We start from the raw sequence: 22,687 nt of genomic DNA, 5'->3' as shown, positions 1-22,687 counted from the left end.
TACACTTCTTCCAATCGCTTCCCCTTATTCCTCTACTTCGTTATTTTTTGTTCTGCTGCAGGAAATCCATATGCCGTTTAATCATTCTTTCTATTGAAGCATCAAGTGTCTGCGCTTTAGTTAAATATTTTTGGTATTCTTCTTTGCGCGCATCTATGACCTGCTGCTCCAATTTCAATTGAAACGTATCCTTTTTCGTGTCAAACAATACTTTTTTCAAAGAGTCGAGATCATAGGTATCCTCTGCGCCGGATGTTAACAGCTTGAGGACAGCATTCTGGTCTACCGCGCTGGATGCCGGTACCCGACCGCCTGCAGCCATTGGCAGCATGCCCCCATCCGCATACCATTTCAAGAACTTCCAAGCCTCTTCCTTGTGCGTCGAAGACGAATTGATGGAGATCGCATCGCCAACGCCCCCCATAACTTTAAAGCTTTGCTGATCAGGAGCTACTTTGGGAAAGCTTGCAAAAGCGACTTTAAATTTTCGCGGATAATCCTTCAGATTGTTGGCGAAACGAAAAATCCAATCGCCTCCATAGAATATTCCACTGTTTCCTTTTAAAAACTCGGCTTCAACAGGCATCTTTTTGGATATCTGTTCCCCCATTGTCGGAGTGCTTAGATCCGTATGCATCATATTGTACATAATTTCCAAATACCGTTTGGCAAATGGATCTCCCAGATTTGAGCTGCCGTCTGCCTTCACGTTGCCCCCTGATGCTTCGATGGAGCCATCCATCGGATAGTCAAATTCAAGCAGGGTTTGCAGAAATCCCCAACGGTCTCCTTGCTTTAATTTCTTGGCGTGAGCTTGTACGTCTTCCCAGGTCCACTGATCTGGAATGGCAATACCTGCTTGATCAAAAGCGTCTTTATTCAACCACATGAAGTAATTGTTTTTCTTGGTCGGAATGGCATAATATTTATTGTCTATCTTCCAATCTTTAGCATCTGCACCGATCTTGCCGTCAATATCATAATCTTTCATTTCGCTCAGGTTTTGTGCATTGCCCGCCTTCACTCGCTTTTCGAGGCGTGGAACATAATAACTGACATACAAATCGACACCTTGCCCAGTCATCAAAGCAGTATCAAGCTTTAAATTACCGGGGTCATCATTGACGTACCGCACGTATTCCACCTGAATGTTCGGATTTTCCTTGTTCCAGTTGTCGATGACCGTCTGCGGTCCGGACTCAGGCGGTACGCCCCCCCAGAATTTTAGCTGCACAGGCTTAGGAGCAGCGGCTCCGGATTTGGTCGTAGTTCCGGTGTTCCCGGAACATGCGGCCATTGTTGACATCGCCGCTATCAAGCACACGAATTTGTTAAACTTTCGTAATTTCATGGATACGATCCCCCTATTTATTGGATTCGATTACATCCTTATGATATCAAGTGGCATGGTTGTTATGAAGAATCATATCCAAGGGATCGATAGTACAAAACACATTCTGTGCGAATACGGTCATTGTAGAGACCTGTGATTTGTGCGATATTCCGAAGGTGTCAATCCCATCATCCGTTTGAATATCCGGTTATAATAGTTTGCATTTATAAATCCGACTCTCTCAGCTAATTCATATATGGGTATATCCGTATGCTCCAAATAATATTGCGATTTTTCCACACGTATCCGATGAAGATACTTGATCAGTGTTTCTCCGGTTTTTTGTTTGAATAAATTACTTAAATAGGTTTCGTCTAAGGACACATATTTGGCCATAGATTTGACTGTAATCGGGACGTCATAGTGTTTCAACATGTACTCCTTGAGTTTGTTGATTTCACTATGGTCAGTCTGCCTGTCTATAGAAGTGATCCTCAGGCTCGTATAACGCTCCAGCCTCGAGACCAACCTCTGCTTGAGCATCTCCGAATCGGTTGCCAAATACAAATCGTCTGAATTTCCTAGATGGTGCCTGGCCTGACGACTTAAGATGTTATCAATTTGTACGATCATTTCTTTGGCTTCCATCATGACGAGCTTCTGCTTACTCATCTTCCTCCATAGTGCATCAATCATTGTTTTACACGCTTCCAGCTTTATCTGCTCAAACTGCTGAAAGAATAATGACTCTTCCTCCCAATACAATTCAGTTGAAAATGTTCGGCATGGAGCTTTAGTATCATACCAATACTCATTGATCTGCTCCAGAAGCTCCAACCAAAGCTCAAGAATCCGATCGCCACGAGAATTCGCCGAGACTAGCTTAAGCAATCCTTTCTCAGCGACCTCTGCGGCATTATTTTGGATCAAAATCGGTTCAGATGACCAGCAAAATGCTGTAGTTAACCCATGCTGGGTGTACAAGTGAGTCACACACCGCTGTGGGTGCTCCAACAGCTTCAGAGAGAGAAAATCTGCTTCAGTGTAGTTCCTTTGGCCATGAAGTATACAAACCATAACTAAATGCTGCCGGTATAGTTCTCTCACCGGAGGAACTAAAGAAATTTCTGTCTCCATGGATTGTTTGGAGGTAAACATATTTTCCCAACACGCAAGGTAGTACCTCGAAATCTCGTAATCATTGTATTGGGAATTCTTTTCCAATTCCTTCCGCACTTTCAGCAGCGATTCCTGCAACGAATTTACACTCATGGAAAGCTTTAAAATATAATTGGAGGCACCAAATTCCAACGCCTCTCTTGCATAGTGGAATTCATTTAAACAGGTCAGCATAATAAACTTACAGTCGTAGCCACGCTGTCTCGCTGTTTTTAACAATTCCAGCCCATCCATCTCAGGCATAACTATATCCGTAATGACTAGATCGGGATTGCTCGCTTCAATGATTTCCAACGCTTCCTTCCCATCCCCGGCTTCTCCGATCAGTGTAAAATGAAATTGCTCCCAAGCAATAATTTCGCGAATGGACTCCCTCATGAACAATTCATCCTCTACCAGCAATACCGTCCACATCGATTTACACTTCCTTTTCAAATGGATTGGACACCAACAGCGGGAACTTCATCATTATTCTTGTTCCTTTGTCCATTGGAATTAATAAAAGCTCTGCCTCTTGCTTGAACAAAATCTGTAAGCGCTCTCGTAAATTCGAAAGTCCTATTCCCTTTTTCAAATTATTCGTCGGTGCAGGAGCTGCATGCAAGCCACGTCCGTTATCTTCAACCTCAATGGTCAGCTTCATGGCATCGGCATGAACGCGAATGATAATTTGCGCTGCTTCTTTCATATTATAGAAACCATGATAAATCGCATTTTCAATTAAAGGCTGCAAGCTCAACTTGGGCACCAACGCATAATCATATTCAGCACTGTATTCATAACGGATATCGCAAACAAATTTATAGCGAAATTGCTGGATATGGACGTAATCCTGCAGTAGCTCGATCTCCTTTTTTAAATGAATCAGTTCAATTTCCGAATTAAGACTGGTTTCGAGCAGCTTTCCGAGTGATATGCAAATATCGGAAATTTCCTCATCCTTTTTTCGCAGGGCGATAAATTTGATCGTATTCAACGTATTGAACAGAAAGTGGGGATTCATTTGCGACAGCAGCATTTGGAAACGTACGGCCTCCTTTTGAAGCTGTTCCATTTTGATCTGCTGCAGCATACCTTTCATGTCTCGGATCATCTGGTTAAAGGTGCGTGTTAATTCTTGAATTTCGCCGCGTCGTTGTGTCTCCGTCAATGGAATCTCAAGACGATGGTTGACAACCTTGACCATCTTTTTATTTAACTGATGGAGCGGCCTTGTAATGGAAGAAGCTATCAAAAATGTTATCAACGTAAATAAAACTGTAAACACACAGAAAATAACAAAATACCTTTGTTTCATTTTATATATTTCGTTTAAAAGCAAATCAAGTGACATGTAGTTGATCAAATACCAATCTAAGGAGGGAATGTAATTATAAAGCACTATGGTTGATGATGCCCGATCAATGAAAAAGCCTTCAGGATCCACCACTCCTTGTAAAGACTCGATAACCGATGGAGACAGCTTGAAATCGGAAGAGGAGCTTACGACCGTTTTACCTGTTCGCTCTATGATGCTATAGATCTGAGAATCCGCATTCTGAATTGTCGAGTGAAACCAGTAATGATAATCCAAGCTTAGCCGTGCATAGCCGATCGGACGGTTGTTGTTGTCCAACAACACACCGAGCAGCGTTAACAGGTTGGGGCTATTCGTCCTGTCCATAGAGACGTAATTATTGTCAGCGGTTATCCACTGGTGGGGAATAAAGCTGGGTTTGTTAGTCAGCCTGTAATCCCGCAGAAAATTATCGTAATTCAAAGCCAGCTTGGGCATGTAAGATACATACATATTGCCCTTAAAGTCGGCCACAGTGAAATAAACTTGAGGGGAATGATATAAAAAAAGCGAGTCGTCCAAAGAAACCAACTTGTCTTCTATAACCCTGGTTCGTTTAAAATCGGAATATTGGGATGGGTCCTGCAATTGGGCAGCGATGGTCGGATCTTTCTCTACGATATAAAACGCTTTGGTCAATATACTGAGCACATCGTCAAAGCTTTTACGGGTCATTTTCAGATTCAAAGTACTCTTCTCTATGATCTTGTCCTGCAGCGTTGCCTCAATCTCACTAAATATATAGAAGAAGCCGACAGACAATGGAATGAAAATACATAAGATAAACGCGACAAATAGTTTGTTTTTAAGTGAAGCCGGCCATAATCTAGCCAGAAAAATCCCTCCTAAGTAGTATGTGCACAAATTAAGTTGTAACGACTCTATCGGTTTGTCCATTTATTAGAGTCTATTTTATAGCTTCTCCGTATAAATTAATATTCATAATTCAATTAGATATATAGAACAAATCACAGATTTCCAGGCAGAGCATAAGAATAGGAAATGATTGTAAACGATCGACATTTCATGCGGGTGCTGTCTGCATCCGGTTAGATCTTCTCCAATTATAGTATAAATAATCGAGGCTTGCTTACAGAATTTAAATGAATAAAAGCCCAGAAATAACTTAATTTCTCAGTTTCTTTTGAATGCTAGCAAACCTCAAGGATGACCATGAAATAATTCATATGAACCTGATTAATCCATGTATGAATAGTATTCGATATGATATTTTGTAACAAGACAACACCCATTTAGAAAGCAGCAGCTGGATGGGGTTCCAAATCTTTGAGGGGAGTGCGGCCAAAACACAGATTCAACTTTAACTTACAATAAGGAGTCGATATCAATGAAATTTGAACATGTACAGTCAGATATTACAGTTGTAGGCGGTGGGCTTTCGGGAGTATGTGCTGCTGTCGCAGCAGCACGATTAGGCAAAAAAGTGTCTCTTATTCAAAATCGCCCGGTTTTGGGGGGCAATTCAAGCAGCGAGATGCGGGTATGGGTTGTTGGAGCAACGGGTCATGGCGTCAACCGCTTCGCCAGGGAGACCGGAATTTTAGGTGAAATGTTTGTGGAAAATCAATATACAAACCCCGAGGGCAACCCGTATTATTGGGACCTTATCGTATTGGAAAAGGTTCGTGATGAGCCGAACATTACTTTGTTTTTGAACACGGATGTGCATGAGATTGAAGCAGAGGGTGAAGAAACGAACCGATCTATTAAAACGGTTACAGGCTGGATGATGGGTTCTGAACGTAAAATTCGCTTTGAAAGCCCTGTCTTTCTTGATTGTACAGGTGATGGGCTCATAGGTTTCTTGGCTGGAGCCAAATATCAAGTTGGACGTGAAGCACAGCACCAATATAATGAATCATGGGCTCCCGAGGTTGGGGATAACATTACTTTGGGGAGTACACTGCTGTTTTATACAAAGGATGCCGGTATCCCCGTCAAATTTGTCGCTCCCAAGTTTACCAAGGATATTACCCAAACCCCTATCCCTTTGAAAAGAGTGTTGAAAAGCGGAGATTCCGGCTGCCATTATTGGTGGATTGAGTGGGGCGGAGAAGAGGATATCGATACCCTGCATGATAATGAGCGGGTACGTGATGAATTATGGTCTGTCATTTATGGGATATGGGATTACATCAAAAACTCAGGTAAGTTTGATGCTGACAATATGACACTGGAATGGGTAGGAAGCACACCGGGAAAACGGGAATACCGTAGATTTATCGGCGATTATGTGCTGAACCAGAACGATATTGAGCAGCAAACGCAATTTGCCGATAGTGTCACCTATGGCGGTTGGTCTATCGATCTTCATGCACCTGAAGGCATGTATGCCTCTGGATATACATCCAGACATATCCATGCTGATGGCATTTACCAGATTCCGTATCGCTCCCTGTATTCAGTGAATGTGAGTAACCTTTTATTTGCAGGAAGGAATATTAGCGCTACCCACATCGCCTTCGGATCTTCACGAGTCATGGGTACCTGCGCCACCATGGGCCAGGCAGCGGGAACAGCGGCTGCCCTATGTGTTACTCATGAGGCAACCCCTCGCGAAGTTTATGAAAAACATTTGAAGGAATTACAGCAGACCCTTCTATGGGAGGATGCTTCTGTCATTGGCATTCGGAACGAAGATTCTACAGATTTGGCACTTCAAGGGACAATTACCGCATCAAGCTATGTGAAACATATTGCTGTAGAGCAGGCGGATGAGCCATTTGAGCTTAGTTCCGATGTAGCCTTCTTGCTGCCTGTTGACCCGCGGATCGACAAGATCCAAATTTTACTGGATTCTTCTGCTGATACCACAGTTGAGGTCGAAGTATGGAATACAGGACTGGCTGAGAATTACATTCCCCACAAGCTTCAGGTGCAGGATGTCCAAACCATAACAAAGGGAATTCAGCAGTGGGTTGAATTCAACCTCCCATGGAGCCCGGATCAAGCTCAGAATGCCTTTGTGGTAATTAAGGAAAATCCGCATGTAACGCTGCATTTGTCCCATACGCCGATGAGCGGTATCCTTTCATTCGTTAATGAGAAGAGCCTGAATGTAGCTCGTGGCATGGAGTCGCTCAACCAAGATCAACTCGTTGTCAAATGGAATATGAAACGTGTAGTTCGCAAACCGTTTTGCTTCCGGTTAATGAATGAATCCGAGGCCTTTGCTCCTGATAAAATCATTGATGGCTACCAACGCCCTTACGGTGGGCCACATATGTGGCTTTCAGAGCCTATTGAAGCGGAGCAATGGGTCGCATTGAATTGGAACCAAAGCGTGAAATTTAATGAAATCCATATTACATTTAATGACGATGTAAATGAGGATCTGATTAATTTGCATCATCATCGCACTCCGTTTGATATCATACCAGAGTTGGTCAAGGATTATCGTCTGGAAGTATTTGAAGCTGGGGAGTGGAACGTTCTGTTGGAAGTGAAAGACAACAGGCAGCGCAAAAGAACGCACATCCTGGAGCAAGCGGTGGACACCGATCAGTTAAGACTCGTGGTGGAACAAACCAATGGGACATTAATGGCTGAGGTAGTCGAGATCCGCGTCCGTTAATCGAATAAAAGTGAATAGTAGACAAGAATAAGGCAGCCCTGATTATAGGGTTGCCTTATTCTTGTCTTGCGCTTGGCTGTTGTGCTTCTTGGTAGTTGCTTGGTAGTTCCGTTGGGCCATACATTTATTCAATGAAACTGCTCTCGATATCATCCTACTTGGTTGTAATTGCGAACTATTATTCTACGGTTAAACGATACATGGTGTTTGTGGGTAAATAATCTGCACCTATATCAATCATAGCCTGTGCCTGTTCTTCTGTATCTCCTGCCCGAAAACAAACCTTTAATCCCCTTGCATGCAGCAATTTGATATCGGCTTCAGACACCAATGCCATATCTGTGTAGTTCAATGCTAAACCTGCATTGCCTAGACCAGCGACTTCTTCCAACTTTTCCATGCTGCTAAAAATATGATGTACGAATATTTGATGGGAGTAATCCCTAACCTTGGCTATATGGCTGAAGGAGCTGCTTGAAATAACCGAATGGGGCTCCAACCCGTATTCTCTTAGAACAGGAACCAAATGCTCAGCAATATCAGTTTTGATCTCAATGAACGGAACACAACCATAATATCTGCATATCTTCAAGTATTGTTTGAAGGTGGGTATTTTTAATTGCTCGGCTGTGTAATCGGCAATCTGATTGCCTGTGTCCATGGTACATTGCATTAATTGCTCATAAGTCATACTTGAAATACTACCTGTACCATTGAATGTCCGATCAATCGTGGAATCATGACAGCATACAAGAACATCATCTACGGTTTTATATACATCTGTTTCGATTGCCCAATACCCTAATTTACCAGCAGCTTCAAATGCCGGAATTGAATTTTCTGGAGCAAGCGGCGTGTATCCTCGATGAGCAATAAATTTGGGCTTAGTAACGCTGTTGGGGGTGTTAAAAATAGGATTATTATAGTCAGAGTTGCCTTGAATCCGTTCCATATTAACCAATCAAGTCATCTCCCAGCTAGATTGTACTGAACCTCTACTGTGATAAACTAAATAACTTATAATATTAACCTTTTACAGATCCCACCATGACACCCTTCACAAAATATTTTTGCATAAATGGATATACAAACAAGATAGGCAAGACCGTCAGAACAACGGCGGATGCAGTCATAATATCAGGCGATACGGTTGCTGCAAGCTCTACCTCACCCAAACCTTCCGCTGTTCCTGACTTCTTGATCATCTCATACAGAAACAAAGTCACGGGTTTTAAATTGTCCTTTGTTATATACATTAATGCATCCGCATACCTATTCCAGTAGTTTACTGAATAGAAAACAATGATGGTCGCAATCGCCGCCTGCGAAACAGGAATCACTACGGAAATAAGGGTACGCGTGTTGGACGCTCCATCGATCTTTGCCGCCTCTTCGAGAGATGCCGGTATATTTTCAAATGAGGTTTTCAATACGAACATATAAAAAGGATTCACTACGGCGGGTAATATTAGGACCCATATGCTATTCAGTAGTCCATAGCTTTTGAGCAAGAAATAATTCGGTACGATACCCGCATTAAATATCATGAAGGTCACATAAAGGTAAGCAAAAAATGTCCTGCCTTTAACATGTGGTTTGGATAAGGTATAGGCTGTCAGGATTGTAGTCACAACCGCAATAAACGTACCCACAATCGTTATGAAAAATGAATTCTTTAGTGAGGTCAGGAAATTCGTCCGATAAATAATATATTTCCAGCCCCCAATGTGGAAATCAACAGGCCATATCCAAACCTTACCGCCAGCTACAGCGCTTATACCACTTAATGACCTCGCAAATATATTCATGATAGGCAGCAGGCAAACAAGGGCGCAACCAATAACCAGCATGTAGTTGACTACCTGAAAAAACTTTTCACCTCTTGAAAGTTTCAAGTTCGCTTCTCCTTACCAAACAGATTTACCAGTCGTCACTTTAGCAAGCCAGTTCGACAGTATGACAAGAATGAATCCAATCACTGAATTAAACAAGCCAACGGCAGTTGCGTAGCTAAAATTCGCTTGGCCAAGACCTGTACGATACACATAGGTGCTAATTATATCACCTACACTATAAACGGTGGAATTGTAGAATACCAATACCTGTCCAAAACCAGACGTCATGATGTGCCCCAAATTTATCGAGACCATTAATACAAATGTGGGTAACAGGCATGGCAGCGTGATATGCAACATCTGTTTGAACTTATTGGCGCCATCCACAATGGCTGCCTCGTAGACCTCGCTATTAATGGCACTTATCGCCGCAAGGTACATGATGGTCCCCCACCCTACTGAATGCCAGGCATCAGAAATGACAAGCAAAAACCGAAACCAACTCCCCTTCAAAAAAAACAGGACAGGATCTCCACCCAAAGATGTGATAATGGTGTTTACAGCACCTCCGGATCCAAAAACGATGTAGAACACGCTGTACACCACAACCCATGTGAAAAAATGGGGAATATAAATGAAAGTCTGCACAACTTTTTTAACGGCCATTATTCTCACTTCATTGAGTAATATCGCTAGCATCAAGGGCAAGGGCAGTATGAAAATCATTTTGTACAGGCTTATAATTAAAGTGTTCCTTACTACTCTAAAGAATGCCTCATCCGCAAACATACGATAGAAATGGTCAAGCCCAACCCAAGGGCTGGTGCTTAGATTCACAACACCCTTAATGTTTTTGAAGGCAATCGTTATATTTGCCATGGGCATAATGTCGAACAGAAACAAAAACACAAGACCCGGTATAAGAAATAAATACCACTCGTAATTCTTAGTCAAGTACCCAACTGTTTTATTACGTTTCACCTTCGTACCCTTCACATGTGCAATCAATGGTCATACTACCTTTCATGTGGCAAAATGGTTTTCATTTTTTCCTGAGGACTAAATGAAGGTCTGCCTTTTGCCTGTAGGCCAACATAGTTAATCTGTCCCCTGCCTGTCACACCTGAAACGCGACCGTCTTTATCAGGGTCTGAGTATTTGTTGAACCACAGCTCCATCTCATATTTAAGACTGGCAATCAAATCTTCTTGATTGAGTGTACCGAGCTGTGCGTTTGGTGCTTTAACCAAATTGTATCTTTCCCCCGGATCATTGACTAAATCATAGAGTTCGCAAGGACCTAATGGATAGCGATGAATGTATTTCCATTCTTTCGTACGTATCATCCGCGCTGCGCCCAGCTCATCATATACAACAATGGGTTCCTCGTAATCATAAGATTCTCCATGCAGAATAGGAACGAAGCTCCGCCCAGGCATTTTTTCCTCAGGGGTGAAATCAATCCCGGCGTACTCCAGTATAGTAGGCATGAAATCATATCCGCTCACAAGCGCGCTGCTGACGACTCCTTGCTGTATTCTGCCCGGTTGGCTGAATATCGCGGGAACCTTTACGGATGTATCATACAGATTATGCGGGTTTGTAGAATTACCCTTCCCCCATATGCCATGATGGCCACAATTAAAGCCGTTGTCGCCGGATAAGATAACCAGTGTATTTTCGGTAAGATTAAGCTCCTCAAGTTTATCCATTATCTTGCCAAGGCTCATATCTACTGCCGTTACAGCTGCGAAATAACCCTTTAGATGCTCTCTCACATCTATGGGGCGCGCTCTTTCTGATGATGCGAGGGAATCACTGTATTGTAATGTTATAGGGTATTCCTCGCCCCACTCGTGCGCAGGCTCCTGAGGGCAGCTTTCGAACTTGCAATCATCATAAGAGGCCACGAGCTCCTCAGGATGCTGGTCAACATAAGGGCTATGCGGAGCCGTATAATGCACGCTTAAATAAAAGGGGGTATCCTTATCGCTTTGCTCATCCAAGAAATCCAGAGCATCATCCGTTATGACATCCGTCAAATATCCTTCTCTGACAACAATCTCACCGTCTTTTACCATAGGAATGTTGTGGTATGGCGAACCTGACGCTCTGTGCACAAACCAGTGTGTAAAGCCCTTCTGTGGTTTTAGGCTATCACCCAAGTTCCATTTGCCTGTTATCGCACATACATAGCCATTTTCCGATAAATAGTCTGTATAAGCCTTATGTTCTTTGATATATTCATACACTGCACCTTCATAAGCCATATTACCGACTTTAATCCAATCCTGAACTCCGTGGGTGGATGGCATTTTTCCAGTCATTAGCGAAGCACGCGAAGGGGAGCATACAGGAGATGTGCAAAAGAAGCTATCGAAGCGCACCCCTTTACTCGCAAGGGCATCCATATTCGGCGTTCTGATTTCACTATTCCCTGCACATCCCATCGCCCAATAACCCTGATCATCCGTTAGAACGAATACGATGTTCGGCTTGTTTCTATCCTTGCTTGCCATGTTAAAGCTTCCTCCATTTCATCATACATCCATGAACAATTACTTTTTGCCACGCCATTCATTATAAAATTTCTCAATTTTCGTACCGCCGTTGGAGTCCCAATACGCAATAACCTTATCGAGCTGGTCCACCGGAGTTACACCAGCTACGATACCGTTTAATGCGTCCATCACATAGGTATCGAGTGCTTGCATGTTGTCAACTACCGTCACTGCTGGTGCCAGGCTCACCGGATTATCAACACCGATTTTGGCAATAGAAGCTTTAAAGGCATTGAAGGTCGTTTCCAAATCAGCGTTTTTGGACAAACGTGCTTCCCACATTTTCGGGTAAACATCTTCACGGTAGAAGCCGGAAACAAATACGTTAGAGTTTACACGCTCATTATTGAAAGCGGGTTGAATAAGCTTATAGCTGCCATCACTATTCATTGAAAAGTGTGTACCCTCATCACCCAAAGCGATACGTGTGAAATTGTTCATTTCGATGATAGAATTGAGAGCTTTAATAGAGTCGACCGGATGCTTGGAGGTGACAGGTATAGCGCCAAAAGCACCAACGCCGCTTCTCTTCTCAGCTACCTGGGTGCCATCTTTACCAATCATTATAGGGAGAACGGCTGTTTTCATATTAGGTTCAAGCTCACGAAGCGCACCAATAGCCGTTTCAATACCGTTCCAGCCGTTTACCATCATCACGGATTTACCGGAAGTCCATTTGGCAACCTTATCTTTGCTGCTCAACGCAGGCATTTCAACATCCAACAAGCCTTCTTTGTAAAGCTTAGCCATATACTCAAGGTACGCTTTCAGGTTGGGATGCTTGATGATGGGTGTAATCGTGCCTTTAACATCCTGCCATGTTCCCGTGATACCAAATGCGCCAGCAAGATTGGGTACAAAATAGCCGCCATAGCCCGACTTAGCATCCGTAGTTAGAGGAATCATCTTCGGGTAAGCTTTCTTAATCGCAACCAAGGTCTCATAAAAACCATCAATTGTAGTCGGGACCTTAATCCCTGCAGTATCTAATAGGTCACCTCTGGCAACGATCGAGTTCAACAGTGACCCAGGTTGAGCTATCGTAGAAGGGATAGCATAAATTTTTCCATTCACGGTAGTTGCTGGCCAGAGTGTTGTTATCGCTTTCTTGATATTACCCCCGTACTTGTCAAGCGGTTCCGTGATGTCCATGAGAGCATTATTATTCATCATCAGATTGTAATTGGCGGGACTCAAATATACATAGTCATAAGGCTCACCGGATGAAATAATAAGCATGAGCTGCTCAACGCCGGAGATGACCTGAAATTCGATGTTATAGCCGCTGACTTCCCGGGTAATTTTGGCACCCGCATCTGCCTCAAGATCATAGAAGCTGGAACTGACCAGCCATTTGAGAGTTGGTTTCGGTTCTTCCCCCGTAGTTGCTGTGGGTTTATCAGCTGCTTCCTGGGTTGGAACTGGAGAGCATGCGCTTAACGAGCCAGTTAATATTGCCAGTACGGCAAATATCGAGCAAACGGATTTATTTTTCATCCAATTCAACCTCGCTATTAGTTACTTTATAGTTGTTAACTTATTTATTAATATCAATAACAATTTTCCCAACCTCAGGTGAACGGCTTACTGCAAGCTGGTAGGCTTCCGGTGTATGATCCAAATCAAATCTGTGGGTGATCATATCATCAAATTTGACTTTACCCTCTTGCACCAATTGGATGGCCACTTCAAAGTCTTCTCTGACATACATTTGAGTCCCTAATAATTTCCTTTCTGCTCTTTGGAGCAGGCGCATAGGGAACACAGGATCTTTCGCGAATAATGCAGTGATGACTATTTCTCCGCCATGTTTCGTAATGTTCAGTGCTTGGTTTAGGGTTAGCTCCAACCCGGCACAATCAATCGCGGCATCCAGTCCAATATCGCCGGCTTCATCCTTCAAACGATCTACAATGTTCTCCTTAACGGGATCGATAACAATATCCGCTCCCAGCCTTCTAGCAATTTCCCGTCTGCCTTCAATAGGATCAGAAGTGGCAACTAATTTGGCGCCAAACGCTTTCAGGACTTGAATAATTAAGAGCCCTATCGGACCTGCTCCCAAGACAGCCACCGTTTTTCCGGTAACACTCTCCATTCTACCAACAGCGTGTACAGCGACAGCTACACTTTCAATCATTGCTCCTTCAGTTGCCGTAAATCGTTCTGGAAGCGCTATCAAATTATATTCTGGAACTAGTGTAAAGTTGGCCAACGCCCCTGGGAAATAGCCCCCTATCACTTTCAATTCCCGACAAAGATTAAATTTGTCTTGAAGACAATGTTCACATTTCCTGCACCCTACTCCGGGGATTCCGGCGACGTAATCTCCTATTTGAAACGCTTTCACATTAGGTCCTATTTCAACCACTCTGCCGGCGAATTCATGACCCATGATTGTGGGCGGCTTGATTGTGGGATGCCCCCCTTTATAAATATGAAGGTCTGATCCACAGATCCCGCATACCTCTATTTCCACTAATACTTGATCAGCTACAGGTGCAGGGCGTTTCGCATCTGCAACATGCATTTCTTCGATTCCTGTTAATACAGCTTGTTTCATCCCGTAATAAACCTCCTGTTTAATATTAATGTCTTAATCAAAAGCTATTGGTTAATTAGGCTTTCTGAAAAGGATTTAAAGTAGGATCACCTCCTAATATGCCTCCATCAACAGCAATAATTTGTCCGGTAACAAAATCCGTTTCATTGGAAAGCAGGAAAACGATCATATTAGCAACGTCTTCCGGTGTACCCAGTCTCTGTAACGGTGTGCGATTGATGATTCGATCCCTGTAGCCAAGGTTAGCTGGAGTCGACAAGTCCACAAATGGTGTCTTTATATATCCTGGGCTTACCTGATTAACCCGAATACCCAATTCCGCCCACTCCACAGAAAGAACTCTTGTTATTTGTGAGACACCTCCTTTGGCAGCACCGTATATAGCTACATTGTGCACGCCATAATGGGATAACATAGAGCCGATATTAACAATCCGTCCACCCTTATTTTTTTTCATCTCTCTCGCCACGATCTGAGAAACGAAGAATGTACCCGTTAAGTTCGTGTCTATGATATATTTCCATTCAGCAAGCGTATACTCCAAGGCCGCTTTACGAATATTCGTTCCAGCCGAGTTCACAAGCATATGGATACTGCCATGTTGTTGAATGATCGCTTCTACTGCATGTTCAATCTGTTCGACATCGGATACATCTGCCTGATAGAAGTAAAGCTGTCCTTTAAACTCGGGCAAGCTGTTCATAAATTCTTGTGCTCGATCCGCACTTCGGCCGATCATCGCACAAATAGCTCCATTGGCTGCTAGTTTTTTCACGGCTGCTGCGCCGATTCCTGAATAGCCACCGGTAACCACAGCTACTTCGTTGCTGAAACACATGAGCTGTTCCATCTCCTTTTTTTACCCCCTTGCACAATACATCAATTTTGACCTGAGCTGATTGGTACCCCCCCTTTCTTTTTACTATAAAGCATGCATTAAAATCATACTTATAAGCTATCACAGCAGAACCAGTTCATACCATGTACTATTCTCCTTAATTTGTAATATTATATTGTGGCAGTATGATAAATCTGCAAATTGGAGTCGCTATATCCACAACTACCTCCTCAATAAAATTGAATAGTTGTTGCTCTTTACTAATGCATAATAAAAGCTTATTATCTCACTATAATTGGTGGCCTTGTTTATTAAAATGGCAAACCTCTATGCTTCTTGTCATTTTTTTAGGGTGAGGTCACGTTAGGTCCTCCGTCCACTCAGCAAGCATCAATAGAGATACATAAAAGGAGCAACCATTCATGACATACTTCCACATGATTATAGTTGACGATGAGCCTATCATTCGCCGAGGGCTGCAAAAACTTGTCGAAGCAACCTGCCGTCCTGTAGCTACAATTCGTTTGGCTTCAAGTGCTGAGGAGGCGCTGCGGATGATTGACGAGCAGCCGCCCGATTTTGTGCTGACGGATATCCGAATGTCCGATATGGACGGTTTAGAACTGTGTCGCTGCATTCAAGAAAGCCAACTGCCAATCCAGACGGTCGTCATCTCCGGGTTTGGTGAGTTTCAATATGCTCAAAAAAGTGTCTCCTACGGCGTTAAGGAATATTTATTAAAACCTGTCAATCAAGTTGAGTTGGAAAAAGTACTGGATAAGCTGATAGCTCAAACGAACGGATTGCGTTCAAAGGATCAGAGCATACTCTCGATTCGTGATTGTGAAGCTTTTCTGGTGCGAATTGGAGAGGGCATATGGAATTTACAAAAGCAGGATTTGGATACGGTTCTTGGAGAATGGCGGCGTTACGTTGGCGGGCTTCATATGAATGTGCAGCAGACCGTTACTTTATTAGGTGAAAGCATGCAGCGGGTGATCCAATTTTTGAATGAAAAAGATATTTATCCTTTCTCTGCGGAGCCTATCCAAATGAACGAAGAAGAAGCGGGAAACGCAGAACCAGCATTTGAGAAATTTGAGGCGATAGTTCATGGGATATTTGAACAGCTTCTGAAAAAACGCAAAGGCAAAACGATTGATCCTATCGAAGCCGCCAAGGAGTATATCGATACGCATCTCAATCAGGAGGTATCGCTTGAGGAGGTAGCAGATCATCTGGGTTTGAATCCGTCCTATTTCAGCCAGCTGTTCAAGCAGATGACCAATGAAACCTTTGTCCACTATCGGATAAAGAAGCGGCTTGAACAAGCGAGAAAGCTGCTTGAAATCCCCCATTACCGGATGTTGGATATTGCTTTGGAGGTTGGTTACGTGGATTATTCGCATTTTGCCAAGTCGTTTAAGAAGATGTACGCACTCTCGCCTACCGAGTACCGCTCCAAATTGGGGATTGATTGAAATGCGTCAGGCGAATCGATTGTCGCTGTCCAGTCGTTTGTTTCTATATTTTGTGATTGTCATTATATTGTCCTTAGCATTAGTTGGATTTATCTCCTATTTTGGAGCTGTACGCATTTTGGAAAGCCAACAGGAGAAACAACTCAGCCAAATTATTACGAGCACCGCGCATCAAACCGAGCTTTATTTGCAATCGTATGAACGGGCAAGCAATGTCTTGATCTCGCAGGATGAAGTGAAGCGTTTTCTGGATATCAATCCAGAGAACAGCTACGATTATATTTATTACGCGGATAAAATAAAACAAAATGCAATACGAACCACATTCCTGCATTATCCTCACATTAATTCCATTTATGTACTCGGTCGGCATGGACGTTATGTGCTTGAAAACAACTATATTACAAGTGAATATCCGATTGAACAACCAGCCATTTACTACGACAATCTGATGTCGAAAATTGTGGATACGACTCGTTTGACGATTTTACGGTCATCGCTTAAGCCCGAGTTGAGCCATTCGGTTGTTACGCTCGTCCGTCCGTTTCGTGGTTATTCCACTTTTGATTATAACGGTTTGCTGGCGATTGATCTGAATATTAATGAGCTTTCCACAATTTGGGTCAAGCTCGATATCGGGGAAAATGGAAATTTATTTATTGTCGATGGAGAAGGAAAGCTCATCTATCACCCCGATTCAAGTAAACTGGGGACCCGTCTGAATACATCGATAGCTGACCCCATACTTGCGAAAACCGAAGGCACACAGATTATGGGGGAGTTTGGAGAGGAACGATTATTTGTTTGGAAAAACTCGCCTTATTCCGGTTGGAAGCTGGTTATATCGCTGCCGGTCGAGGAACTGCGTAAGCCTGTAACCGCCATCAGGTGGGTGGTTATTTCCGTGGGTTTGTTTGCGCTTGCTTCCGGTCTATGGCTTGCTTATCGTTTTGCACAATCGATCAACAAGCCGATTCAAGTGCTTAAGGAAGGTATGCGGCAAACGGAAAGAGGCGTATGGAGGGAAATTCCCGTCGGCGAGCGCATGGATGAGATCGGGCTGCTAATTCACAGCTACAATCTGATGGTCCACCGTCTTTCCGAAATGATTGAGAAGGTGTATGCAGCCGAACTGGACCAGCAAACTGCCAAGCTTGCGCTGCGCACCCAGCAGTTAGAAAGGCAGCGAGCTGAATTTCAGGCACTGCAGCTGCAGATTAATCCACACTTTTTGTACAACACACTGGAAACAATCAACTGTTATGCGATCATACGCGACACTCAAGAAATTCGTGAAATTGTCGACGCTATGGCGTTCATGCTCCGCTATGCTTCTCAGACCAACCTCAAAGAAATTACGGTTGCTAATGAGTTGAACCATATCCGTTATTACCTGATCATTTTGAAGCATCGGTTGGAACGGGAATTCGAGATTGATGTCGTAATCCCTCCTGGATTATTGCTTGAAAAAATGGTCCGTTTCACGCTACAGCCACTAATCGAGAACGTATTTGAGCATGCTTTTCGAAAACATATCACGCCGCAGCACAAAATCCGGATCAATGCGCGAATGGACAACGATAACTTTTATGTCATGGTAGAGGATAACGGGCAAGGGATGACGCAGGAACGATTGAACGAATTACGTAACAAGCTGTATTCGAATCGACTTGCTTACGATTCCAGCTCGAATGCTTATGAGTACGGCGGTATCGGGGTTATGAATGTACACAGGCGTATTCAATTGGTGTTTGGAGAAGCATATGGTCTCGAGATTGAGAGCCGATTGAATGAGGGGACGATCGTTACCATGAAGCTGCCTAAGGATCAACGTGACAACTTTTTTGACACCTAAAAAAAAACCATGCCGTCCAAAAAGACTTCATGGTGCTGCCATCTATCTCCGGTTAGTATGGGGTTACATCCAAATCAAGACGGGAATCAGGCAAATTCGGATGGAAGACGTGCCTGTCCCGCAACCAGCACCCGACCAAACGTTCATTAAAGTAATGGCAGTGGCCATATGCGGTTCGGACGTCCATTATTTCGAGCATGGGTCATCGGCCGTTATCTGGTCGATGGCCCATGCTGCGAACGAGAGGCTATTTTGATTATTGGGAGGAACGTACAATGGTTGTACAAGAAAACAGCAGGGAAATTCCCGTTATCGGCAGCTATGATGTCATCGTCTGCGGCGGCGGGCCTTCCGGCCTCATCGCCGCAGTGGCAGCAGCACGCAATGGGGCAAGAACGCTCCTTATCGAGCGCTACGGCTTCGTCGGCGGCATGGCGACAAGTGCCCTCGTCACCCCTATCAGCGAATTTCGCATCAATAGCAAACAGCACATCGGCGGCATCCCCTTCGAGCTTATGCAGAAGGCAGCTGCGCTGGGCGGTGCGAATGTCGCGCTTGACAGCGGTAACTACCCTGTTAATGACGAGCTCTTAAAGCTCGCTGCACAGCGCCTGCTGCTTGAAAGCGGCGTTACGCTGCTTTACCACACCTGGTTTTCCGATTGCATCGTTACCGACGGACGTGTCACTCATGTCATTGTGCAGAACAAAGCAGGCCGTGTGGCCTATTCGGGCAAGGTTTTTGTGGACTGCACCGGCGACGCCGACATTGTTCGTGCGGCGGGCTTTGAGACAGTTAAAGGCGATGTGCTGCAGCCCGCCTCCCTCTGGTTCCAACTCGGCGGGGTGGATACTGACGCACTCGCTCCTATTTTCGGCGACGCCGTTAACGGCATCCTGCCTATCTCCGATGTGATTCGTGGCAGACTTGCCGAGCTCAATGATCAGGGCAAGATACCCATCTTCGGTGGCCCTTGGATCAACAAGTTTTTCCACGACGGCATGGTTAGCATCAACCTGCTGCGCGAGCCCACCGACGCGAGTGACCCCGAGTGGTTCACGCGTACCGAATGCAGCCTGCGCGAAAAGCTTCACCTGATTATCGATGTCATGCGCGAGAATTTCCCTGAATTCAAAAACTGCTGGCTTGCGAAGTCGGGCATCCAGACTGGTGTGCGTGAAACCTATCACATCGTCGGCATCTATGAGCTCAAGGCTGACGACATTCTGAATCCCAAGGCCTTCCCCGACACAATTGCCAAGGGCGCGCACGTTATTGATATCCATGAGACAAACAGCATCCATCAGAAGGAATTTTTCATCCCCAAACAGGAGTACAATGTTCCCCTCAGATGCCTTGTGCCGCAGGGCAGCATCAATCTCGTCACAGCCGGGAGATGCCTTAGCGCGGATGGACCAAGTTTCGGCTCCGTGCGCGTCATGGCCACCTGCATGGCGATGGGACAGGGTGCGGGTACGGCTGCGGCCATCAGCGTACAGAACGGCTGCAGCATGTCAGATATGGATTTCGGCCTGCTTCGGCACAAGCTCATTGAACAGGGCGCCCTCGTTGATTTCGACAACTGTAAATTTTAACGTAGAGCAAAAGAAATTTTGCAGCCAATTCCGAAAGGCTATTCAATCTATAGAATGCAGGTGATAAAGTGGCAAATGTCATATTATTGATGTCCGACGAGCATAATCCAAAATATTGCTCTGTCTATGGACATTCTATTGTACAAACACCGAATATGGAGAAGCTGGCACAAAGCGGGACCGTTTTTTCAAACGCCTATTGTTTATCTCCTTTATGTACCCCATCCAGGGCGGCTTTTGTGACAGGAAAAAGGATACATGAGGTGCAGGCCTATAGCAACTGTAAAGTAAACTTAGATCGAAGCATTCCGTCATTTGGGAAAGTGCTTGCCGATCAAGGGGTACATACTGTGGTGGTCGGGGGATCCGCCCAAATCTACGAAGAATTTAGCGAACAATATGAAACTGTCAATGAAGCTTTTGAAAGTGGAGGGCTTCCACGGCGACCAGGTGCTGTTCGCAAAGGAGTTTCCAAGCTGGCAGCCGAATTTGGAATAAAGGATAACGCATTTGATCGTGATTTGAAAAGAATGGAGATTGCAATGGCATGGTTGAAAGAAAAAGCGCCGGGTTTGGAACAACCGTGGGTACTCGTTATTAATCTGCCAAAGCCGCATTTTCCATTGTGGACCACTCGCGAATTCTGGGACATGTATCAAGAAGGTGTCAGCCTACCGGAATACGGAGCCGCATGTGAGTCGGCACAGCATCCCTATGCCGCTGACTTAAGATATTATTTTGAGACGAATCAATTCACGGATGAACAGATACTGGGACTACGCCAAGGTTACTTCGGTTGTGTCAGCTTTGTAGACCGGCAATTAGGCCGCATTATGGAAGCGATGGAGCAATCGGATCTGCAAGAAAATACGAACCTGATCTACACCGCCGATCATGGAGAGATGCTCGGTAAATACGGTCTATGGTGGAAAAGCAGCATGTTCGAGGATTCAATCCGAGTCCCCTGCATCGCAGCAGGCCCAGATTTTGGCACGGGATTTCGGGTGGAAACACCTGTTGATCTGCTAGATGTTCAAGCAACAATATTTCAATCGACAGGCGTGCCAATACCTGACGGCAGACGAGGCACACCGCTTACACATATCCCCAATAACGATTCGGAGAGGATTGTTTTCTCTGAGTATCATGGTCACGCCGTACGGTCCGGCGCCTTTATGATCCGTAAAGGGGATTGGAAGCTGATCTACAATATGGATGCCGAACATCAGTTATTTCAGTTATCAAACGACCCTCATGAGCTGGAGAACGTGTATACACAATTTCCAAGTAAAGCGTTAGAGTTGGAAATTGAATTGCGAAAGATTTGCTCCCCTGAGAAGGAAAACATCAAAGCGCATGAATTTCAAAAAAAACAGCTTGAAGATTTGAAGCAAATGTCGAATTAGGAGCCATTCCTATAAATGCTCTGTTCCTGCCTAAGCTTTTATAGGAAATGGGCCTATGTGCTACATTTAATCCCGGAACCTCATAGGTTGTCAAAGTTGAAATCGTAAGAATGAGTGAGAGAACAGGAAAAAACATTAATTTATATTTGGGAGGACATATGGCTGTTCACAAAAATGCGTCACCGCTTCAAATGATAGGGCTTTACCTGTGGAAGCACAAGATGCTTTATCTACTGTCCATACCGGGAATTTTGTATTTTGTAGTGTTCAAATATGTGCCATTGGCAGGCTCGGCCATTGCATTTCAGGACTACAATATTTTCAAGGGATTTTCCGGAAGTGCTTGGATTGGTTTTAAAAATTTCGATAAAATGTTTGCTTACATGGAATTTGTACGGATCTTGGAAAATACGCTGCTGATTGCAGCCTATGATCTGATTTTCGCTTTTCCCGCTCCGATACTTATGGCGATGCTGTTGAATGAGCTTCGAGGGATGATTTACAAAAGATTGGTACAAACGGTCATTTATATGCCGCATTTTTTGTCATGGGTCATCATTAGTGGAATTGCGATTGGGCTGCTCAGCCAGGAGCATGGAATTGTCAATCATCTGCGAAGTTGGATAGGTCTTGATCGTGTTTATTTTCTCGGTGAGGAGAGCTACATCAAGTCGATTATAGTCGGGTCCGGGGTTTGGCGGGATACCGGTTGGGGGACGATCATTTATTTGGCCGCTATTACCGGTATTAACCCAGAGCAGTATGAGGCTGCTGAGATCGATGGAGCCAGCCGTTGGCGGCAAACGATCTCCATCACACTTCCCTCGCTGCTGCCAACAATTACGATTATGTTTTTGCTGCAAATCGGGCATTTTCTCGATTTCGGCTTTGAGCGGGTATTTGTGTTTTTGAATTCGCTCAATCAGTCCAGCGGAGATACGTTGGATACTTATATTTACCGGGTTGGCTTGCTGCAGCAGCAATACGGCTATACAACCGCTATTGGTTTGTTTAAATCGATTGTAGGACTGGCGCTTCTTGTGACTGGGAATGCACTGAGCAAAAAAGCGACTGGCGAAGGTCTGTACTAAGTTTGGGAAGAAGGGGTTC

General features: G+C 44.3%; 17 protein-coding genes. 7 read left to right on the top strand and 10 right to left on the bottom strand.

Translation table 11 applies throughout. The annotated features are described in order from the left end of the window. Positions 1 to 40: 40 nt before the first annotated feature. The 3 genes from NST47_RS19605 to NST47_RS19595 all read right to left on the bottom strand — a co-directional run bounded on the left by NST47_RS19605 (position 41) and on the right by NST47_RS19595 (position 4,745). Positions 41 to 1,351, bottom strand: a complete 1,311-nt coding sequence (locus NST47_RS19605) for an ABC transporter substrate-binding protein (protein WP_341156623.1) — start codon at positions 1,349 to 1,351, stop codon at positions 41 to 43. A gap of 120 nt (positions 1,352 to 1,471) precedes the next feature. Continuing rightward, positions 1,472 to 2,926: a response regulator gene (locus tag NST47_RS19600; RefSeq protein WP_341156622.1), complete on the bottom strand. Its 1,455-nt coding sequence runs from the start codon at positions 2,924 to 2,926 to the stop codon at positions 1,472 to 1,474. Between the two features lie 4 nt (positions 2,927 to 2,930). Continuing rightward, positions 2,931 to 4,745, bottom strand: coding sequence for a sensor histidine kinase (locus tag NST47_RS19595; RefSeq protein WP_341156621.1), 1,815 nt, complete (start codon positions 4,743 to 4,745; stop codon positions 2,931 to 2,933). A gap of 451 nt (positions 4,746 to 5,196) precedes the next feature. Between NST47_RS19595 and NST47_RS19590 the strand changes: the two genes are divergently transcribed. Beyond that, positions 5,197 to 7,443, top strand: coding sequence for an FAD-dependent oxidoreductase (locus NST47_RS19590; RefSeq protein ID WP_341156620.1), 2,247 nt, complete (start codon positions 5,197 to 5,199; stop codon positions 7,441 to 7,443). Positions 7,444 to 7,621: 178 nt separating this feature from the next. Here the strand turns inward: NST47_RS19590 and NST47_RS19585 are convergent, their stop codons facing one another. The 7 genes from NST47_RS19585 to NST47_RS19555 all read right to left on the bottom strand — a co-directional run bounded on the left by NST47_RS19585 (position 7,622) and on the right by NST47_RS19555 (position 15,252). Continuing rightward, positions 7,622 to 8,395, bottom strand: coding sequence for a glycerophosphodiester phosphodiesterase (locus NST47_RS19585; protein WP_341159704.1), 774 nt, complete (start codon positions 8,393 to 8,395; stop codon positions 7,622 to 7,624). Positions 8,396 to 8,468: 73 nt separating this feature from the next. Further along, positions 8,469 to 9,338: a carbohydrate ABC transporter permease gene (locus NST47_RS19580; protein ID WP_341156619.1), complete on the bottom strand. Its 870-nt coding sequence runs from the start codon at positions 9,336 to 9,338 to the stop codon at positions 8,469 to 8,471. Positions 9,339 to 9,350: 12 nt separating this feature from the next. Next, a complete protein-coding gene (locus NST47_RS19575; RefSeq protein ID WP_341156618.1) occupies positions 9,351 to 10,259 on the bottom strand; it encodes an ABC transporter permease in 909 nt (302 codons plus the stop codon). Positions 10,260 to 10,294: 35 nt separating this feature from the next. Next, positions 10,295 to 11,797 (bottom strand): sulfatase-like hydrolase/transferase, encoded by a 1,503-nt coding sequence (locus NST47_RS19570; RefSeq protein WP_341156617.1) that lies wholly within the window; start codon positions 11,795 to 11,797, stop codon positions 10,295 to 10,297. Positions 11,798 to 11,836: 39 nt separating this feature from the next. Beyond that, positions 11,837 to 13,336, bottom strand: a complete 1,500-nt coding sequence (locus tag NST47_RS19565) for a hypothetical protein (RefSeq protein ID WP_341156616.1) — start codon at positions 13,334 to 13,336, stop codon at positions 11,837 to 11,839. A gap of 40 nt (positions 13,337 to 13,376) precedes the next feature. Further along, positions 13,377 to 14,402, bottom strand: coding sequence for a zinc-dependent alcohol dehydrogenase (locus tag NST47_RS19560; RefSeq protein ID WP_341156615.1), 1,026 nt, complete (start codon positions 14,400 to 14,402; stop codon positions 13,377 to 13,379). Positions 14,403 to 14,457: 55 nt separating this feature from the next. Next, complete coding sequence (locus NST47_RS19555) at positions 14,458 to 15,252, bottom strand: SDR family NAD(P)-dependent oxidoreductase (protein ID WP_341156614.1); 795 nt, start codon at positions 15,250 to 15,252, stop codon at positions 14,458 to 14,460. A 410-nt stretch (positions 15,253 to 15,662) separates the two neighbouring features. Here NST47_RS19555 and NST47_RS19550 point away from each other — a divergent pair, with 410 nt between their 5' ends. The 6 genes from NST47_RS19550 (at position 15,663) to NST47_RS19525 (ending at position 22,668) form a co-directional block, all read left to right on the top strand. After that, on the top strand, positions 15,663 to 16,721 hold the full coding sequence (locus NST47_RS19550) for a response regulator (protein WP_341156613.1): 1,059 nt from the start codon (positions 15,663 to 15,665) through the stop codon (positions 16,719 to 16,721). A 1-nt stretch (position 16,722) separates the two neighbouring features. Next, a complete protein-coding gene (locus NST47_RS19545) occupies positions 16,723 to 18,576 on the top strand; it encodes a sensor histidine kinase (RefSeq protein WP_341156612.1) in 1,854 nt (617 codons plus the stop codon). Next, positions 18,566 to 18,832, top strand: a complete 267-nt coding sequence (locus tag NST47_RS19540; protein ID WP_341156611.1) for a hypothetical protein — start codon at positions 18,566 to 18,568, stop codon at positions 18,830 to 18,832. The genes NST47_RS19545 and NST47_RS19540 overlap by 11 nt, the downstream gene beginning before the upstream one ends. Positions 18,833 to 18,851: 19 nt before the next feature. Beyond that, positions 18,852 to 20,171: an FAD-dependent oxidoreductase gene (locus NST47_RS19535; protein ID WP_341156610.1), complete on the top strand. Its 1,320-nt coding sequence runs from the start codon at positions 18,852 to 18,854 to the stop codon at positions 20,169 to 20,171. A 68-nt stretch (positions 20,172 to 20,239) separates the two neighbouring features. Further along, on the top strand, positions 20,240 to 21,577 hold the full coding sequence (locus tag NST47_RS19530; protein WP_341156609.1) for a sulfatase-like hydrolase/transferase: 1,338 nt from the start codon (positions 20,240 to 20,242) through the stop codon (positions 21,575 to 21,577). 158 nt (positions 21,578 to 21,735) lie between these two features. Beyond that, positions 21,736 to 22,668 (top strand): ABC transporter permease, encoded by a 933-nt coding sequence (locus tag NST47_RS19525; protein WP_341156608.1) that lies wholly within the window; start codon positions 21,736 to 21,738, stop codon positions 22,666 to 22,668. The last annotated feature ends 19 nt before the right edge of the window (positions 22,669 to 22,687 follow it).

Source organism: Paenibacillus sp. FSL H8-0034, assembly GCF_038000305.1.
Taxonomy (GTDB): Bacteria; Bacillota; Bacilli; order Paenibacillales; family NBRC-103111; genus Paenibacillus_S.
Note: the sequence above shows the minus strand (reverse complement) of the source record. Positions and strands in the feature narration are given on the sequence as shown.

Coding starts and splice junctions, on each gene's coding strand:
- NST47_RS19590 (WP_341156620.1), top strand. CDS start 5,197: ATGAAATTTGAACATGTACAGTCAGATATTACAGTTGTAGGCGGTGGG.
- NST47_RS19545 (WP_341156612.1), top strand. CDS start 16,723: ATGCGTCAGGCGAATCGATTGTCGCTGTCCAGTCGTTTGTTTCTATAT.
- NST47_RS19550 (WP_341156613.1), top strand. CDS start 15,663: ATGACATACTTCCACATGATTATAGTTGACGATGAGCCTATCATTCGC.
- NST47_RS19605 (WP_341156623.1), bottom strand. CDS start 1,351: ATGAAATTACGAAAGTTTAACAAATTCGTGTGCTTGATAGCGGCGATG.
- NST47_RS19555 (WP_341156614.1), bottom strand. CDS start 15,252: ATGGAACAGCTCATGTGTTTCAGCAACGAAGTAGCTGTGGTTACCGGT.
- NST47_RS19565 (WP_341156616.1), bottom strand. CDS start 13,336: ATGAAAAATAAATCCGTTTGCTCGATATTTGCCGTACTGGCAATATTA.
- NST47_RS19595 (WP_341156621.1), bottom strand. CDS start 4,745: ATGGACAAACCGATAGAGTCGTTACAACTTAATTTGTGCACATACTAC.
- NST47_RS19570 (WP_341156617.1), bottom strand. CDS start 11,797: ATGGCAAGCAAGGATAGAAACAAGCCGAACATCGTATTCGTTCTAACG.
- NST47_RS19585 (WP_341159704.1), bottom strand. CDS start 8,395: ATGGAACGGATTCAAGGCAACTCTGACTATAATAATCCTATTTTTAAC.
- NST47_RS19600 (WP_341156622.1), bottom strand. CDS start 2,926: ATGTGGACGGTATTGCTGGTAGAGGATGAATTGTTCATGAGGGAGTCC.
- NST47_RS19560 (WP_341156615.1), bottom strand. CDS start 14,402: ATGAAACAAGCTGTATTAACAGGAATCGAAGAAATGCATGTTGCAGAT.
- NST47_RS19525 (WP_341156608.1), top strand. CDS start 21,736: ATGGCTGTTCACAAAAATGCGTCACCGCTTCAAATGATAGGGCTTTAC.
- NST47_RS19535 (WP_341156610.1), top strand. CDS start 18,852: ATGGTTGTACAAGAAAACAGCAGGGAAATTCCCGTTATCGGCAGCTAT.